17 protein-coding genes and 2 pseudogenes are annotated in these 17,184 nt (G+C 65.9%); 12 read left to right on the top strand and 7 right to left on the bottom strand.

Annotated elements, in window-relative coordinates:
• Window positions 1-15: 15 nt before the first annotated feature.
• Window positions 16-795, bottom strand: coding sequence for a 5'/3'-nucleotidase SurE (gene surE / locus OKW40_RS37940; RefSeq protein WP_429493921.1), 780 nt, complete (start codon window positions 793-795; stop codon window positions 16-18).
• 116 nt (window positions 796-911) lie between these two features.
• Here surE and OKW40_RS37935 point away from each other — a divergent pair.
• The 4 genes and pseudogenes from OKW40_RS37935 (at window position 912) to OKW40_RS37920 (ending at window position 4,745) form a co-directional block, all read left to right on the top strand.
• A pseudogene (locus OKW40_RS37935) lies at window positions 912-2,088 on the top strand (epoxide hydrolase family protein).
• Between the two features lie 163 nt (window positions 2,089-2,251).
• Window positions 2,252-3,211, top strand: a pseudogene (locus tag OKW40_RS37930) (aldo/keto reductase).
• Window positions 3,212-3,383: 172 nt separating this feature from the next.
• Complete coding sequence (locus tag OKW40_RS37925; RefSeq protein WP_090809872.1) at window positions 3,384-4,328, top strand: metallophosphoesterase family protein; 945 nt, start codon at window positions 3,384-3,386, stop codon at window positions 4,326-4,328.
• Window positions 4,329-4,364: 36 nt separating this feature from the next.
• Window positions 4,365-4,745: a cupredoxin domain-containing protein gene (locus OKW40_RS37920; RefSeq protein ID WP_429353704.1), complete on the top strand. Its 381-nt coding sequence runs from the start codon at window positions 4,365-4,367 to the stop codon at window positions 4,743-4,745.
• A gap of 78 nt (window positions 4,746-4,823) precedes the next feature.
• Here OKW40_RS37920 and OKW40_RS37915 read toward each other — a convergent pair whose 3' ends face one another.
• The gene (locus OKW40_RS37915) at window positions 4,824-5,129 is read right to left on the bottom strand and encodes a hypothetical protein (RefSeq protein WP_429353705.1); all 306 of its coding nucleotides are present in this window, start codon (window positions 5,127-5,129) and stop codon (window positions 4,824-4,826) included.
• A gap of 197 nt (window positions 5,130-5,326) precedes the next feature.
• Window positions 5,327-6,394, bottom strand: coding sequence for an FUSC family protein (locus OKW40_RS37910; RefSeq protein ID WP_429493920.1), 1,068 nt, complete (start codon window positions 6,392-6,394; stop codon window positions 5,327-5,329).
• A 574-nt stretch (window positions 6,395-6,968) separates the two neighbouring features.
• Between OKW40_RS37910 and OKW40_RS37905 the strand changes: the two genes are divergently transcribed.
• Together OKW40_RS37905 and OKW40_RS37900 are read left to right on the top strand one after the other, a co-directional pair.
• The gene (locus tag OKW40_RS37905; RefSeq protein WP_429493919.1) at window positions 6,969-7,760 is read left to right on the top strand and encodes a hypothetical protein; all 792 of its coding nucleotides are present in this window, start codon (window positions 6,969-6,971) and stop codon (window positions 7,758-7,760) included.
• Window positions 7,717-8,913 carry a GGDEF domain-containing protein gene (locus OKW40_RS37900; RefSeq protein WP_221309104.1) on the top strand — a complete coding sequence of 399 codons (1,197 nt, stop codon included), beginning with the start codon at window positions 7,717-7,719 and terminating at the stop codon, window positions 8,911-8,913. The genes OKW40_RS37905 and OKW40_RS37900 overlap by 44 nt, the downstream gene beginning before the upstream one ends.
• Window positions 8,914-8,925: 12 nt before the next feature.
• On the opposite strand, the gene OKW40_RS37895 is transcribed toward OKW40_RS37900, so the two are convergent.
• The 3 genes from OKW40_RS37895 to OKW40_RS37885 form a co-directional block, all read right to left on the bottom strand.
• A complete protein-coding gene (locus OKW40_RS37895; protein WP_429493918.1) occupies window positions 8,926-9,576 on the bottom strand; it encodes a glutathione S-transferase family protein in 651 nt (216 codons plus the stop codon).
• Window positions 9,577-9,738: 162 nt separating this feature from the next.
• Window positions 9,739-11,214, bottom strand: coding sequence for a sodium:solute symporter family protein (locus OKW40_RS37890; protein ID WP_184060087.1), 1,476 nt, complete (start codon window positions 11,212-11,214; stop codon window positions 9,739-9,741).
• Window positions 11,211-11,426, bottom strand: a complete 216-nt coding sequence (locus tag OKW40_RS37885; RefSeq protein WP_184047032.1) for a DUF3311 domain-containing protein — start codon at window positions 11,424-11,426, stop codon at window positions 11,211-11,213. The genes OKW40_RS37890 and OKW40_RS37885 overlap by 4 nt, the downstream gene beginning before the upstream one ends.
• Window positions 11,427-11,775: 349 nt before the next feature.
• Between OKW40_RS37885 and OKW40_RS37880 the strand changes: the two genes are divergently transcribed.
• Window positions 11,776-12,453 carry a MarC family protein gene (locus OKW40_RS37880; RefSeq protein WP_018425193.1) on the top strand — a complete coding sequence of 226 codons (678 nt, stop codon included), beginning with the start codon at window positions 11,776-11,778 and terminating at the stop codon, window positions 12,451-12,453.
• Window positions 12,454-12,873: 420 nt separating this feature from the next.
• Entirely contained in the window at window positions 12,874-13,119 is a 246-nt protein-coding gene (locus OKW40_RS37875) for a DUF6723 family protein (RefSeq protein WP_090809892.1), read from the top strand.
• A 47-nt stretch (window positions 13,120-13,166) separates the two neighbouring features.
• On the opposite strand, the gene OKW40_RS37870 is transcribed toward OKW40_RS37875, so the two are convergent.
• On the bottom strand, window positions 13,167-13,403 hold the full coding sequence (locus OKW40_RS37870; RefSeq protein WP_184060089.1) for a hypothetical protein: 237 nt from the start codon (window positions 13,401-13,403) through the stop codon (window positions 13,167-13,169).
• 195 nt (window positions 13,404-13,598) lie between these two features.
• On the opposite strand from OKW40_RS37870, the gene OKW40_RS37865 reads away from it, so the two are divergent.
• The 4 genes from OKW40_RS37865 to tkt all read left to right on the top strand — a co-directional run bounded on the left by OKW40_RS37865 (window position 13,599) and on the right by tkt (window position 17,107).
• Complete coding sequence (locus OKW40_RS37865) at window positions 13,599-13,925, top strand: hypothetical protein (protein WP_090810523.1); 327 nt, start codon at window positions 13,599-13,601, stop codon at window positions 13,923-13,925.
• 60 nt (window positions 13,926-13,985) lie between these two features.
• A complete protein-coding gene (locus OKW40_RS37860) occupies window positions 13,986-14,162 on the top strand; it encodes a hypothetical protein (protein ID WP_429403102.1) in 177 nt (58 codons plus the stop codon).
• Between the two features lie 53 nt (window positions 14,163-14,215).
• Window positions 14,216-14,761 carry a cupin gene (locus OKW40_RS37855; RefSeq protein ID WP_184060095.1) on the top strand — a complete coding sequence of 182 codons (546 nt, stop codon included), beginning with the start codon at window positions 14,216-14,218 and terminating at the stop codon, window positions 14,759-14,761.
• A 264-nt stretch (window positions 14,762-15,025) separates the two neighbouring features.
• Window positions 15,026-17,107, top strand: a complete 2,082-nt coding sequence (tkt, locus tag OKW40_RS37850; RefSeq protein WP_429493917.1) for a transketolase — start codon at window positions 15,026-15,028, stop codon at window positions 17,105-17,107.
• The last annotated feature ends 77 nt before the right edge of the window (window positions 17,108-17,184 follow it).

Genomic DNA, 17,184 nt, shown 5'->3' with positions numbered 1-17,184 from the left:
CGTCCCCGGCAACCGTTAGATCAACGACGCGGCGAGCCGCGCGAAGGTGGCTTCGTCGGTGCGATCGAACGCAAGCGGCGTGACCGATACGCGCCCCGCCGCGACGGTTGCCGTTTCGCTGTCGGCATCGTTCTCGCGCGGACCACGATCGAAGCGCAGCCAGTGATACGCGATGCCGCGCGGATCGACTTCCGGCAGCACCTCGATGTCCCTGACGAGCCCGACGCCCTGGCGCGTCGGCGTCAGCGGACCTGCGTCGGCGGCATCGACGTCGGGAAAGTTGATGTTCAGGCAGGTCGGCGCCGCATGCTCGATCGCGAGCAATTGACGGATCACGCCGGGTGCGAGCGTGCGCGCGGTGTCCCAGCGCACGCGCTCGCGATCGCTGAACGCCTGGCTCAGCGCGAACGACGGCAGCCCGAGCAGCAGACCGGTCATCGCCGCGCCGACCGTGCCCGAGAACATCGTTTCGATGCCGAGGTTGCCGCCGCGATTGACGCCGGACAGCACCAGCGACGGCGGCGCCTCGCGCATCAGATGACGCACGCCCATCACGACGCAATCGCCGGGCGTGCCGGTCACGCCGAAACGGCGTTCGCCCTGGCGTCTCACGCGCAGCGGCGAATGCAGGCTGATGGAATGCGACGTACCGCTCTGGTCGTGCTCGGGCGCGACCACCCAGACTTCGTGCGCGAGCTCGGCGGCCACGGCTTCGAGCACGGCGAGGCCGGGCGCGTCGATACCGTCGTCGTTCGTCAGCAGCACTCGCGGCAGCTTGGATTCGTAAGCGGACATCGCGTCAATCTCCTGTGGCTCGGTGAATGAATCGTAGGGAAGGGACGCCCATTATCGGGCTTCCGTCCGACGCGCGTACGATGACGGTGAGCCGCCAACGACCCAGGACGACCCCCATGCAGATCGACCCGTTTGAGATTGCGATCGCCGATCAGGATATCGACGATTTGCGCCGCCGCATCGACGCCACCCGCTGGGCGCCCACGACGCCCGCGCCCGCCTGGCAGCAGGGCGCCGACCCGGCCTGGCTGCGCGAACTCGCGACCTATTGGGCCGGGCAATTCGACTGGCGCGCGGCCGAACGCAGGTTGAACCAGCTGCCGCAATTTCTCGCCGACGTGGAACGGCCAGACCGTGCACTTCGCGCATCGGCGCGCCGCCAGTGTCGCGCCCGGCTTTCAGGCTTATCCGCTGGTGATCACGCACGGCTGGCCCGGTTCCTTCTTCGAGTTTCACGCGCTGCTCGATCAGTTGTGCGATCCGGTCGCGTTCGGCGCCGATCCCGCCGACGCCTTCGACGTCGTCGCGCCGTCGCTGCCGGGCTTCGCGTTTTCGCCTGCGCCCGCGCAGGCCGGCATGTCCGCGGTCCAGGTCGCGGACCTGTGGGTGTTACTGATGCGCGGGCTCGGCTACGAGCGCTTCGGCGCGCAGGGCGGCGATCTTGGCGCGGGCGTGTCGATCGCGTTGGCAGCGCATCATCCGCGGGTGGTCGACGGCATCCATCTGAACTTCCTGCCGAGTTCCTATGAGCCCGCGATCGGCGCGGCGCAGCGGGAGCTGACGCCGGCCGAGCAGGACTATCTGCGCGAGAAGAACGACTGGGCCGCACTCGAAGGCGGTTACGCGCATCAGCACGGCACCAAACCCCTGACGGTCGCCGCGTCGCTGAACGATTCGCCGGTGGGACTCGCCGCATGGATCGGCGAGAAGTTTCGCTCGTGGAGCGATTGCGGCGGCGAGGTGGAAAGCGTGTTCTCGAAAGACGATCTGCTGACCAATATCTCGCTGTACTGGTTCACGCAGTGCATCGGCCCGGCGATGCAGATGTATTGGGAAAACCGCCTGCAGCCGATGCGTTTCTCCGACGGCGAGCGCATCGACACACCAGTCGGCTTCGCGCTGTTTCCGAAGGAGATCAATCATCCGCCGCGCAGCTGGCTCGAACGAACCTTCAACGTCGCACAGTGGAGCGAAATGCCAGCCGGCGGGCACTTCGCGGCGATGGAAAAGCCCGCGTTGCTCGCGGCCGAGATTCGAAAGTTCTTCAGGCCGTTGCGGCAGAAAGCGCGCTAGGCGCGCAGCGCGACGCGCCACGCTGCTTCTGTTTCACCTCACACGACCGCGCCGCTCGCGTCGAGCGTCTCGCGGCGATCGCAGGCTGCCCGCATTCATCGACGACAGCCAGGCCAGCGTGGACGGTGGTCGAACTTTCATGCACGAGGGCACCATACACGCTATGGCACATTCGTCGAACCACGATCACCGCCGCCGTTTTCTGCGCACGGCGCTCGGGCTGCCGGCAGCGCTTGCGCTGTCGCGCGTCACGTCCGCGCAAACCGAGGCGCACGCGCAATCCGGTGCCGCCTTACCCCGCGTGAGCCGCCGCGCGATCCCGTCCACCGGCGAAGCGCTGCCGGTGATCGGTTGCGGCACGTGGCGCACCTTCGACGTCGGCGACGATGCCGCCGCCCGCGCCCAACTCGCCGAGGTGCTGCGCATCCTGTTCGAAGCGGGCGGCTCGGTGATCGATTCTTCGCCGATGTACGGTTCGTCGGAAGCGGTCGCGGGCGCGCTGCTCACGCAGCTCGACGCGCATCGCAAGGCGTTCGTCGCCACCAAGGTCTGGACCGAGGGACGCGAGGCCGGCATCGCGCAGATGGAGGAATCGCTGCGGCGTTTTCAGCAGCCGCATGTCGATCTGATGCAGATCCACAATCTGCTCGACTGACGCACGCAGCTCGCGACCTTGCGCGACTGGAAAGCGCGCGGCCGGATTCGCTATCTCGGCATCACGCATTACACGTCGAGCGCGTTCGACGAAGTCGCGGCGGTGATGCGCAGCGAGAAGCCCGACTTCGTGCAGATCAACTACGCCGCCGACGATCGCGCGGCCGAGCAGCGCATCCTGCCGCTCGCGGCCGATCTCGGCATCGGCGTCGTGATCAATCAACCGTTCGGCGGCGGCGGTTTGCTCGCGCGCGTGATGAAAATGCCGTTGCCCGCATGGGCCGGCGAAATCGGCTGCACGAGCTGGGCGCAGATTCTGTTGAAATTCGTGCTCGCGCAGCCGGCGGTGACGGTCGTGATTCCGGGCACCGGGCGGCCGCAATACATGGCGGACAACGTGCGCGCGGGATCGGGACCGCTACCCGACGACGCGATGCGCGCGCGGATCATCGCGGCGGTCGGCGGCTGACTCGATGCGCAATCCAGTGCGCAATCCGCCACGGCGATTACTTGCCGCTTGCTATTCGCATACAGGTGCCGCCTCCCACAAACGCCGCACGACACGGGAATAAAACCCGCCCCACACCAGTCATGCCTCACGAACCGGGTTCGATTCGGCGAATCCTTATCGTGAGGTCATCATGTCGTCACATCATTCATTCGATCCGGCGCGTCGCGGCGCGCTGAAGTGTCTTGCGTTCGGCGGCCTCGGCACCGTGTTCATGCTGTCGGGCGGCGTGCTGACGCCGGTCGAACTCGCGCTCGCGGCCGACGCGAACACCGCGACGCCAGCGGCTGGCACGCCGCTTTTCCTGCAGATCAGCGACACGCATATCGGCTTCAACAAGGAGGCGAATCCCGACGTCGCGGGCACGCTGAAACAGACGATCGATTACGTCAACGCGATGCCGGCGCGTCCGCCGCTCGCGATTCACACCGGCGACATCACGCATCTGTCGAAGCCCGCGGAATTCGATCTGGCCGCGCAGCTGATGTCGGGACTGAAGATCACCGAGCTGCACACGGTCCCCGGCGAGCATGACGTCACCGACGGCCCCGGCACGGAGTACTTCAGCCGCTTCGGCAAGGCTTCGGATAACCGCGGCTATTACAGCTTCGATCACCAGGGCGTGCATTTCGTCGGGCTCGTCAACGTGATGCATTTCAAGCCGAACGGCCTCGGCGGTCTCGGCGACGAGCAGCTCGAATGGCTCGAAAACGATCTGAAAGGCCGCTCGTCGAGCACCCCGGTCGTGGTGTTCGCGCACATGCCGATGTGGACCATCTACGAGCCGTGGGGCTGGGGCACCGGCGACGCGGGACAGGCGATGAGCTATCTGAAGCGCTTCGGTTCCGTGACGGTGTTGAACGGCCACATTCATCAGATCGTGACGAAGGTCGAGGGCAACGTGACGTTCCATACCGCGCGCTCGACCGCCTATCCGCAGCCGACCGCCGGCCAGGGCGATGGCCCTGGGCCGCTGAAGGTCGCGAGCGACCAGCTGCCGAAGATGCTCGGCGTGACGAGCGTCAGCATCGCGCGTCATCCGCTGAAGGCGACGCTCGACGACACGACGCTCGCCTGACGACACGCGCTACTTTTACGCTCGAGGAGATCAATGATGCTAACCAGGATGATGGGCCGCGCGCTCGCGATTCTGCTCGGCAGTGTCGCGATTCTGGCGGTGTCGGCGGGGCTCGGTTTTGCGCAAACGACGATGCCGATGCAGGTGCAGAAACAGACCGTCGCGTCGACGCCTAACGCGATCGTCATCAAGAACTTCATGTTCTCGCCGATGGAACTGACCATCAAGGCGGGCACGACGGTCACATGGAAGAATCTCGACGGCGAGCCGCACTCCGTGGTCAACGACGCGGGCCTGTTCCGCTCGGCCGCGCTCGATCAGGACGACACCTATCAGTTCAAATTCGATAAACCGGGCGTGTACAAGATCTTTTGCGGCATCCATCCGAACATGAAGGCGACCATTACCGTGCAATGATCCAATTGCCGCCAAGCCCTTGCTCAGCAAGGGCAGTTCGGATTTTGCTCCGAACTCAACCCTGGATCGCGAGCACTGTTATTCCGTAGGCGGCTTGGCCTGCCCCCAGTCGACGGGGTGGTGCAGCGAAATGTGCAGACGATCGCGCAATTCGGGATGGACAGACGCCTGGTTGAGAACAGCCATGCCTCCGATTTGACGCAAGGTTTCGTCCGTGATCGGCGCGCGGCAATCGTCCGAACCCAGAGGCACAGTCATTGCCATTCCGCGCGCTATCTGCCGATCTATTGCCCCCTCGACTTCCTCGCGCGACACGGTACATACCTGGATTTCACAGGCATCCTCGTTATAAAAAATCACGGTGGCACGCTGGCGCTTTGTCATCTCAGAAACCTCTGCAGCTCTGGTAATTTTGAAATGCCGTCTGTTTGCACATGGCATAAGCACGGGGGTCTTGGGTCATCGCTCGTACGAAGTTGCATTGCTCCAAATCCAATTCGTACTCGGCAAAACAATTTGCCTCAGTTGTCCATCGTGCATCGTGTTGCGGTCCTGGTAGTGCTGACTTTACGGAACGCCCCTCACGCGGTATGCAGCTCGCTCAACCGGCATAGCAGAATCCCATAGCCGGTCAGATGCCCGAGGTACACGCTCGTAAACACGTCGGACGCGGGCAGGTCCTCGGTCAGTTGACGCAGGTCCTCCATATGCAGCGGCGGCGCGTCGAGCGACGGACGCTCGACGCGCAGGTCCGCCGCCCCGGCCAGTTGCCGGTGCGCGTTGACGAGCCGCGCGAGCCGCGCGAGAAACATTTCGCGCCACGCGGCGTCGAGCGCGGCGAACTGATCGTGAAACGTGTCCATCGTTTCAAGAAAATTGACCAGCGAATCGAAGGTCTCCTGATAGCTCGCGAACACCGGCAGCCGTGCCGCGTTGCGCTTCAGATGCGGCGACACCCACGCCTGCTCGAGGTCGGTCTTCAGCAACAGGTGCGCCTGCTTCAGGTTCGTGCTCAGCGTGCGCAGCCTGGAGGCCGCCGGCTTGATCTGCGCTTTGTCGAGCTGTCCCGCGGCCAGTTGCGCGACGACATCGGTGGCCTGTTCGTTGCCGTCGTTGACGAGCGTGTTCGCCCAGTAGCCGTGATCGGGCGGAAACGCGATCTGCTGGATGACGAAGCCGAGCAACATGCCGAGTACCACGCCAATCAGGCGCTGTTCGAGCAGCGGAAGATGTTCGCCGGTATAGAGCACGAGCGTGATCGGCACCGTGATGCTGGTCATCTGGAACAGCGACGGCCGCAGCGCGACGATGCTGAAGATCACGACCGGCAGCAGCGCCGCGCCCATCCACAGGTGCGGCGCGGTCAGCCAGATCAGCAGCGTGCCGATCGGCATCGCCACTACGTTCGAAAACACCCGCTTGTAGAAGTAGCTTCGAGCCGCCGAAATCGAGCTACCGAGCGCCAGCGTCAGCATCGTCGAACCGGCTAGCGGCACGGCCGCGTCGGGAAAGCCGAGCAGGTATGGGATGCCGAAACCGATCCACAGGCCGAGCGTCAGCTTCGTGTACTTGGCGGTTTCCGACAGAGAAAAGCGCGCGAGCGCGCGGCGCAACGGCGTGAGTGGCTGGTGCAGATACCTGTTCGACATGATTTTTATGCTGACCGATGACGTTGGGCCGGGCACCGTTGGGCCCGGCACGGCGCGGCGTTCGCGACATGCGCGCACGTGACCTTACCATCCGGCGCGGACGGCTTCGGGAATTCGCACGGCAGTAGGTTCGCGGAATGCTACTCGAGGCGCGCGGCGCGCGCAGTCCAACGCGGGTTTCAAGCGGCGGTTTCGGCGTCGCGCGCGCGTTCGTCGCCAGGCCCGGTTGTTGCGTGCGAAACGGCGACCGCGTTGGCGCGTTTCGCAGAATCCGCGTCGCATCGGGCGTAGCGGCCGACGGCAGGCGCACGGCTGGCTGTCGGGCTCTGTGCTGGGTTGGAGTTTTTACCTGTTTTGCACGCTTTTTTGCCAACTCACACGGCATCTGGGGGGGCCGTTTGAAGCACCGCCGGAGCGAGGCGGAAACGCAACGCTGCTATGTTGTCGGCCGTTCGCGACAGGATTACATTCATTGAGCATTGCGTGCAGCGGCAGCCTGCGAGCTCGGTTTACGCGCCGGCTCGTCAGCGCGCCAGCTTGTCTGCAAGAAGTGGCATACCCGGAGCGTATTGCGATGGCTACCGATCCCGACGATATCGACTTGCGTCATTCCACAACGGACGGCCGGTCCTCCTTCGAACCCGACGGCCCTGACGAATCGGGCGTGCCGCCCCCGCGCTTCGGCCGCCTCGCCCTGTGCCTCGCGGCGGCCGGCGCGCTGACCTTCGGTGTGATGGGCACCGTCGCCTACGGCGTCTGGTTCAACCAGGATCAGCAGACGTACGCGGATGCCATTGCGGGCGCGCGCCAGGCGCTCGGCTCATCGGCATCGGCCCGGGTGCCGACGGTGGCCGTCGCGCACGCGTCGGAGGAGGCCGCCGCGCCGTTTGCCATGCCGTTTGCCATGCCGTCAGCCAGGCAGCCCGCCGCGCCAGAGGTCGCGCTCGCAGCGGCCGGCGCGAACGGCGGCTTCGAGGACACCAACCCGGCCGTGTGGTCCGGGCAGATCCGCCCGAGTACGCCTGACCCGAATCTCACCGCCACGCTGGCCGATACGCCGGTCGATACCTCGGCGGATATGTCGGCAGATATGTCGGCAGATATGTCGGCCACCCCACCCACAGCCCCCATTGTTCCCACGCCGCCGCCGGGCTACCCGCGGCACGTCGCCAATGCCGCCAATTCCACCGCGAAGCCCGCGGCCGGTCACGACGCGAAAGAAGCACGGCTCGCCCAGCAGGAGCGGCGGGCGTCGTCGCAGCACAAGGGCGGTCTGTTTGCGCGGATCGGACAGTTCTTTCGACGCGTGAGCTATCGTCAACATGACAACGGCCGACGGCAACAAGATCCCTACTCCCATCCCTGAGCACGCGGTCGTCGGGCCAGCGGGGCGAGCAGGGCTACGCGGCGCCGCACGCGCGCGCGTGCCGGTGTGGCGCTTCCGGCCGGGGCCCGCGAGCGTCGGCGTGGCCGCGCTGTTGTGTCTGCTGTTCGGCCTGCTGTATGTGGCGATGCAGATCCGCACGGTGTTTTCCGATCAGTTGAAGCAGGAGTACGCGGGCCTCGTGCTCGAAGCCGCCGGGCGCGTCGACAGCGCGCGCGAACAGTTGGCCGCGTGGCAGCGTATGGCCGACACCCCGGCGAGTCACGACGCGTCGTTCGTGCCGGCCTATGACGCGGCGCGCGCCGAACTCGCGCGGCGTTTCGCGGCGCTCGCGGCGCTCGTCAACGCGAGTCCGTCGCCGGCGCCGCCCATTCCGTTGATGTCACCGACACAGGCGACGCCCGAAGCCGTCGCGGCGGCGCTCGGCAGCGTGTCGGCCTACTGGCGCGCACAACGCGACGCGTCGAGCGCCGACGTGCGGCTGCGCGTCGCGCACGTCGCGCGCACGCTGATCGCGCTCGCCGCGCTGCTGTTCTGCATGCTGATCACGGCGCTCGGCATGTACGCGAAGCGCACCCGCCAGCTCGCGGGGCAGTCGCACGAGTTCGAGCTGGCGTCGCTGCACGATTCGCTGACGGGCCTGTCGAACCGCCGCAAGCTGCTGGCCGCGCTCGACTCTGCCGCCAGGCACGCGCGGACCGTGGCCGTCGAGCAGCGCCTCGCGGTGCTGTATATCGACCTCGATGGCTTCAAGCAGGTCAACGATTCGTTCGGGCATCGCACCGGCGACGAATTCCTCGCCGCGGTATCCGCCCGGTTTCGCGCGTCGGTGCGCAAAGGCGATCTGGTCGCGCGCATCGGCGGCGACGAGTTCGCGGTGCTGGTGCGCACCTTCGCGGGCGATGACGAGCTCGCCGAGATCGCGCGCCGGCTGATGGCCTGCGTGGTCGACACCGACCAACAGATGGGAATCGGCGGCGTGCGCGCGAGCGTGGGCATTGCGAGTTATCCCGACGACGTCGACGATCACCGCCGTCTGGTCGCCGCCGCCGATGCCGCGATGTATCAGGTCAAGCGCGACGGCAAGAACGGCTTCGCGTTCGCGGCGCAGACGGGCAGGGAAGCGACGTTGTGAACCGCCTGACCGTCACTGGCCTTCGTTGCGCCACTCCGTCAGCTTTTCGCGCTCGTTGAGTTCGATGAACGCCGGCCGTGCGCGCAGCCTGCGGATATAGCTCGCGAGATGCGGCCAGCCCACCGTCGCGGGGTGGGGCATGTTGCGGGTCCAGCGCATCAGCACGAGCGCGAGCAGATCGGCGGTGCTGAGCTTGCCGCCCGCGAGGTATGCGTGGCCGTCGGCGAAATGCCTGTCGAGCCGCGCACACGCTTGTTCGATGCGGCGTTGCGCGAGCGCACGCACCGCCTCGGCGCCCGCGGGGTCGCCGTCGCTGCCGGCGTAGAACCAGTCGCGCATCGCGGGCAGCAGCGTATTCGCGAGGTAGATCATCCATTCGAGCCATTCCGCGCGTGCGGCCGAGCCGGGCGTGGGCGCGAGGTCGGCCTCGGCGTGGCGCTCGGCGAGCAGCATCAGCAGCGCGGCCGATTCATGCCGCGGCACGCCATCGACGACCAGCGTGGGCACGCGCCCGGCCGGATTCAGACGCAGATACTCGGGATCGTGCTGCTGGCCCGCGTCGATATCGACGAGGCGCGCTTCGAACGGCACGCCCATTTCGAGCAGCATCCAGTGCACGGGCATGCTGGCCGCGCCGGGCGAGTAGTAGAGAACGTAGGACATTCGGGGCTCCGTGGATCGTTGAGAGCGCGGTCGAGCCGTGAACAGAAAGAATCAGGGGCTGTCGCCGAAACGAACAGCCCCTTCAGATGCGTCAGGCGCCAGCGTACGCAAATGCGGGCGCTCGAAACAGCAAGCCTCGAATCACGCCCGCGGCCAGGTCTTTCAATGCGCCGACGCGTGCTTCTCCTGCTCGGCTGCGCTCGGCTGCGTCACCGCGCTGACGATCACGAACACGATCACGTTGACCGCGAGCGCAAGGAAGCCGATGTTGACGTCCTTCAGCGCATCGGGCAGGAACGGCATCAGTTGACCGACGCTCCAGTGCAGCGTCGTGGTCAGTGTTACCACCGCGACACCCGCGACGATGCCGCAGAACGCGCCTTGCCTCGTCGCGCGGTTGTGCGGGAACAGGCTGCAGAGCACGGCCGGGAACAATTGCGTGACGAAGCTGTAGCCCATCAGCAGCAGTGCGACGATGGTTTCGCCGCCGTTCAGCGTGAAGGCGACCGCGACCAGCGCCACGACCGGTACGAGGAAGCGCGCGATCACCGCGACCGACGCATCCGACGCGTTGCGGTTCACCATGCCGCGATACACGTCGTTGGCGAGCAGCGTCGACGCCGAGGTCAGGATCATCGAGCCCGGCACCAGCGCGGTCAGGATACCGGCCGCGCCGATCACGCCGACGAACCACGGATCGAACGTCTGCAGCGACAGGCGGAACAACGACAGGTCGATGTCGGCGCCCTTCAGGCCCGGCACGCGCAGCGTCGCCGCGAAGCCGACGAAGAACACGAACAGCAGGATCAGCTGATAGAGCGGCAGAATCGCGGCATTGCGGCGGAAGATTCGCTCGTCCTTCGCCGTGAAGATCGAACCGAACGTGTGCGGCCACATGAAGAAGCCGAGCGCGGTCAGCAGCACCGTCGACTGGAACCACACGACGCTCGAACCCCGCGCCGGGAAGGTCAGGAAGCCGGGACGGGCGGCGTCGATCGTACGGAACATCGCGCCGATGCCGCCGTAGTAATGCAGCGGCAGATAGATGCCGAGGAACAGCACGATCGCGAGAATCAGCAGATCCTTGGCCACCGAGTTCCAGGCGGAGCCGCGCACGCCCGACACGATCACGTAAGAGGTCACGACGATCGCGCCGATCCAGATCGCCGCCGTCGACGAGATCGCACCGTACGACGCGGTCGAGACGATGATGCCGAGGCCCTTCAATTGCAGCACCAGGTACGGGATCAGCGCGGCCACGCCGACCAGCGCGACCAGCGTGCCGAGCGCCGGGCTCTCGTATTTGCGCGCCAGGAAGTGCGGCTGCGAGACCAGGCGGTGCGTCTTCGCGTAGCGCCAGATCGGCGGCAGCATCCAGTACGACAGGATGTACGCGAGCGTGCCGTACGCGAGGATGTAGTAGACCGGCGCCCCCTTGCCGTACGCGAAGCCGCTGCCGCCGAGGAACGTGAAGGTCGTATAGATTTCGCCGGCCATCAGCAGGAACACGAACGCGGTGCCGAAGCTGCGGCCGCCCACGCTCCACTGCTCGAGGCTCATGTCGTGGCCGCGCCTTGCGCGCACGCCGAGGAACAGCGCGAATAGCGTAACGGCGGCGATGATGACGAGTGCGCTCATGGGCGAACCTCCTCGCCATCGGCGGCGACGTGTCGGTTGGACGGATCGAGGTTGTAGATGATCGCCATGATGATCGCGCTCAACACCACCCACATGACGATCCAGGCCAGCACGAACGGCATGCCGAGCACGAGCGGCTCGACGCGATTGACAAACGAAATGCCGACCAGGATGCCGACGAACGGCAACGCGGCAAGTACACGAAGCAGCATGTGGACAACTCCTCGAACCAGTAGGTATGTGTCGTTGAAATTCCGGCTTCGCTGAGGACTGTATGCCGGATACTTCGGTCCCGTAAAGCAGGCCAAAATAAATGTCGGAGTTTCGACCGCTGCAATTGCATCTTTCCAGCCCGGATTGCTGCAGTGCAAAGCGGGACGCGCCGTGGCGCGCAAGGCGTCGCGCGGCCTTTTTGCAGGCCGACTGGCGCGCCGCGATATGATCTGCGAGCATTGCAGCATTTTCCGGACCGCGCGATTCCAGCCGGGTTCATGACCGGCGGCGCGCCCAGGCGCGAACCCGCGCGAGCACACGCAGACAAGCAGGCACACGGACACCCACATGGTCGAAAGTCTGATCTCGGACATCATGTTTGGCTTTATCGGCTTAATCAGCATCATCAATCCGTTCAGCGGCGCGTTCGTGTTTCTGGACCGGACCGCGTCGTTGACCCTCGACGAGCGCACCCTACTCGCCCGCAAGATCGCGATCAACGCCGCCGTTGTGCTGCTGGTGGCATTCTTCATCGGCACGCCGATCCTGCATTTCTTTGGTATCTCGATGGAGGCGCTGCGCATCGGCGGCGGGCTCGCGCTTGCCGTGGGCGGCTGGCAAATGCTCAATGCGCCGGACACGCCGGCGGTCGAGCAGACGGAAGTCAAGCGCGTCGACGCCGAAACCGCGAAATCGCGCGCGTTCTTTCCTCTGACCGTGCCGCTGACCACTGGGCCCGGCTCGATCGCGACCGCGATCGCGCTGTCGGCGAATCGCACGCACAAGCTGTCGGCGTTCGTCATGTCGGGCATCGCGTCGGTCGCCATCACGTTCGCGGTGGCCGTCTGCGTGTATCTGATCTACAGCCGCGCGACGATCCTCGCGCGCTATCTCGGCGTCGAGGGCACCAAGGTCGCGTTGCGGGTGTCGGCGTTCCTGCTGCTATGCATCGGCGTGCAGATCATTCTGACCGGCGTATCCGAATTCCTGATTCCGATCGCGACGATGCGCCCGCCGGCGGGCTAGCGCCGCATGCCGGCGCCATGCACGCTGTGGCGGCGGCGCCGCGGGTGGATCGCCTTCGGGTGGTTCGTGCGGAACGTCGACCGGATCGTCCGGGATCGGATCGGGGTCGATCTTCGGCGGCGGCGTGTTCGGCGCGATGTCGGGGTCGACTTCGGGCGGCATCGGCGCATGCGGATGCAGCGGCAGCGGCTGGTCGAATGTGCCGATTGCACTGGGCGCTTGCCGGCTCGTATCAGGTAAATCCATCAGTCCTCTCCTGGTCTTCGTTCAGACGCGCAATGCTCGTGCCGCATGCCGACGGATGTCGCTCGCATGGAACGCCAATTGCTGGAACCCGGCACGCGCGCCGCATCGCGATGACCGCGCGCGCCCGGCTCACATTGGACATCGCCCACGCAAAGCACAGGACGAGGAGCGCATATGGCGCGACACAAGGCCGACGTTGCCGACGACGACTTCGAGATTTTCGCCAGCTATCACGGAACAGGCGACGGCCGATACATAGGTGGACTGAAGGTTGTGAGGAAAGCGGACCGGCGGATTCTGTTCCCGTTCGAGGGCGCACCGCAGATCGGCCCCTATGCGACCGCCGACGAAGCACGCCGCGCCGCGATTGCGTACGGCCGCAAGCTCGTCGCGGCCGATCGTGCCGCGCCCGAAGGCTGAGCGGGCGCAGCCGGTTCGGCAGTGCTTGCGTGCGAGGCGCAGAGCCATCAAGGCAGACCGCCGAGCGACGGCGAAATCGTGCTGCCGCGCGCGGGATCGCCCGGATGTTCGTCGGGCAGGGTAGGGCGCGCCGACAGCGGCGGATGATCGCGATAGCAGGTGTCGACCGAACCGTCGACGAGGCAGTTCTGGAACGCATCGGCGTCGCTCTTTTGCGCGAACGTGTACAGCGTGCGCTCGACCTGCACCTCGGTATCGGATACGCGAATTGTCGTAATGCTCATGAGGTTCTCCTTCGGGGGCGCTTTTTTACAAAGCGAACGTGCCGCCCTACTGCCTTCGAGATCGCAATGGCCGTGCCTGTTGCGCTGCGCGCGGACTTCTCCGGCAAGGCTCGAATGTTGCTGCATGAACCAGGTGCCCGTTCGAGATGGCGCGTAACGACGCGAATCGACGGCAGAGCAAACGAGGAGGGCGCGATGCAAGATCCCCAATCGACCGACACCCCGCAGCAGAGCGCGACGCCGGGCGGCGAGCAGTCCGCGAGGCCAGATAACCGCGCCGCGCCCACGCTGTCCGACGAAGTCAAAGCCCGCAACAAGCCGAGCGGCACGCACTACGTCGAGCCGAGTCCGCTCGGCATCGAACCGGTCGTGCAGACCGGCGTGGACAAAGCGACCAATCCGCCACGGTCGAGCGAGCGGCCGCGCCAGGGCGCCGAAGTGCCGCTCGGCACCGGCGAGCACGCGGAGCCGCCGGGGGGCGGCGGGCGCGAGTCGCATCACAAGCAGCCGGGCGAGCAATGACGCGGCGCGTTGCGTGCCAGCCGTGCATCCAATCCGTCAACACCCAACCGGAGAAAGCGCATGCAACCGGACAATCCAACCCCATCGATGAACCCCGGCGACGAAGCGCCGCCCAACACGCCGGGCGCTGGCGAAGACCTGTGCGGCGCCTGCCACGGCACGGGCAAGGTCGAGGGCGCTCGCTGCGCGGTGTGCGGCGGCACGGGCAAGGTGCTGCAGGGCATCGGCGGAGGCTAGCCGGCTGCTCGTCCGCAGGTTCGCGGCAACCGCATCACAAGCCAGGAGCAACCATGTTCAACGAGTCCAGGCACGGCTTCGACGCCGCGCAGACCGAATACGAAGCGTTCATGCTGGAGCCGCACGACTGGGTGCCGAACAACAGCAAGCTGCCGGTCGTGCTGTACCGGCGCGCGCTGTCGCCCGGCAGCGGCAATCTGCCCGCCGCGTTCGAAATCCTCTTCGAGCGCAATGCATGGCCCGCGCAGTGGCGCAACAGCATCTTCGACTTCCATCACTTTCACGCGACCGCGCACGAGGTGCTCGGCGTGACAGACGCGAGCGCCGAGGTGATCGTCGGCGGGCCGGGCGGACGCGTGGTGACGCTGCACGCGGGCGACGTGCTGCTGCTGCCGGCCGGCACCGGCCATTGTCTGCAATCGTTCGAGCGGCATTTTCAGGTGGTGGCGGGCTATCCGTTAGGGCAGCAATGGGACATTCGCCGCGAAGCGCTGACGCCGCAGGAACTCACCGAGATGCTGGCGTTGCCGTTTCCGCCGCTCGATCCGATCGACGGCAAGCATGGTCCCGTCATCGAGTTTTGGCTGCAGTCGGCCTGAACTTCGTCGTTTGCGAAGCAACCGACCTGCCGCGGCGTGGCGTGCAGGGTTGCGCGGTTAGGCGCATCATCTGTGGGCTTTGCCGCGATTTTCCCGCGCGCTTTCGGCGCTGACGCTGGCACGTGGGCGGTTCACGTGCGGCTTCGCGTCCTTATCGACATGCCCGGACGCGCGCGATTCCATGTCGACACGATGCGCCGATCCGTCCGCGCGCTCCGCGGCGCGCGTCGGCCGTCTTGCGAATTGCCGAACAAGGAGCGTCCCATGCAAAACGATTCCGCCCTCGATCAGTTGTGCATCAACACGATCCGCACGCTGTCGATGGACGCCGTGCAGAAAGCCAATTCCGGCCACCCCGGCACGCCGATGGCGCTCGCGCCGGTCGCCTATCACCTGTGGCAACACCACCTGCGTTACGACCCTGACGAGCCGCTGTGGCCGAATCGCGACCGCTTCGTGCTGTCGGCCGGGCATGCGTCGATGCTGCTGTATTCGCTGCTGCATCTGGCCAACGTGAAAGCCGTCGACGAACACGGCAAGCCGACCGGCGCGCCGGCCGTGTCGCTCGACGACATCGAGCATTTCCGCCAGATCGACAGCAATACGCCGGGCCACCCCGAGTACCGGATGACGACCGGCGTCGAGACCACCACGGGACCGCTTGGGCAAGGGCTCGGCAATAGCGTCGGCATGGCGATGGCCGCGCGCTGGTACGAGAGCCGCTTCAATCGCGCGGACGCGCCGCTGTTCGACTACCGCGTGTACGCGATTTGCGGCGACGGCGACATGATGGAAGGCATCTCGCACGAAGCGGCCTCGCTCGCGGGGCATCTGAAGCTGTCGAACCTGATCTGGATTTACGACAGCAACCGCGTGACGATCGAAGGCCATACGGACCTCGCGTATAGCGACGATGTGGCAAGCCGCTTTCACGGCTACAACTGGCACACGCTGCACGTCGGCGATGCGAACGACACCGCCGCGCTGGAAAAGGCGCTGGTCGAAGCGAAGAGCGTGACCGACCGGCCGTCGCTGATCGTGGTCCACAGCATCATCGGTTGGGGGGCGCCGAACAAGCAGGACACCGCGTCCGCGCATGGCGAAGCGCTCGGCGTCGAGGAAGTCGCGCTCGCCAAGAAGTTCTACGGCTGGCCCGAGGACAAGTTCTTCTACGTGCCCGAGGGCGTGCACGAGCGCTTCGCGCAGGGCATCGGCGCGCGCGGCAAGGCGGCGCGCGAACAATGGCAGGCGAAGTTCGACAGCTACAAAAAGCAGTATGCGGAGCTCGCGCGCGAATTCGCGCAGATCGAGGCGCACGAATTGCCGCAGGGCTGGGACAGCGACATCCCGAGCTTCAACGCGGACCCGAAGGGCATCGCGACACGCGAATCGTCGGGCAAGGTGCTCAATGCGATTGCCGCGCGCGTGCCGTGGATGATCGGCGGCGCGGCGGACCTGTCGCCGTCGACGAAAACCAACCTGAAGTTCGAAGGCGCCGGCAGCTTCCAGGCGAATAACTATGCCGGCCGCAATCTGCACTTCGGCATTCGCGAGCATGCGATGGGCGCGGTGGTCAACGGTCTTGCGCTATCGAATCTGCGCGCGTACGGCTCGACGTTCCTGATCTTCAGCGACTACATGAAGCCGCCGATCCGCCTGTCCGCGATCATGGAAGTGCCGGCCATCTTTGTGTTCACGCACGATTCGATCGGCCTCGGCGAAGACGGTCCGACACATCAGCCGATCGAGCAGCTCGCGTCGTTGCGCGGCGTGCCCGGCCTAACGGTGCTGCGTCCCGGCGACGCGAACGAAGCGGCCGAGGCATGGCGTGTCGCGCTGACGCAGCCGCATCGGCCGGCGTGCATCGTCTTGTCGCGCCAGCCGCTGCCGACGCTCGACCGGAGCCGCTATGCGCCCGCGAGCGGCGTCAGGCACGGTGCGTATGTGCTCGCCGACGCCCCCGCTGGCAAGAAGCCCGAGGTGATCCTGATGGCGACCGGCAGCGAGCTGTCGATCTGCGCCGACGTGTACGAGAAGCTGAAGAGCGAGGGCATCGCGGCGCGCGTCGTGTCGATGCCGTCGTGGGACATCTTCGAGCGCGAGGACGGCGCGTATCAGGAGTCGGTGCTGCCCGCGGACGTCGAGGCGCGCGTCGCCGTCGAGCAGGCTGCGTCGCTCGGCTGGGATCGGTATACAGGACGGCTCGGTGCGCAGGTCGTCATGCATACGTTCGGCGCGTCGGCGCCGATCGCGGATCTGAAGAAGAAATTCGGTTTCACGCCGGAAGTCGTGTATCAGGCGGCGAAGCAGCAGATCGAGCGGGTGAAGAAGGGGAAGGGCACTTGAGCGTGCGGCGCTCGACGACGTCGTGAACGCTTGATGCGAAAAGCGGTGGGCCGGCGGAATCTATCCGTTTCGATCAG

It is taken from the genome of Paraburkholderia sp. RAU6.4a (genome assembly GCF_050435625.1).
In the GTDB taxonomy this organism is placed as follows: Bacteria; Pseudomonadota; Gammaproteobacteria; order Burkholderiales; family Burkholderiaceae; genus Paraburkholderia; species Paraburkholderia tuberum.
Note: the sequence above shows the minus strand (reverse complement) of the source record. Positions and strands in the feature narration are given on the sequence as shown.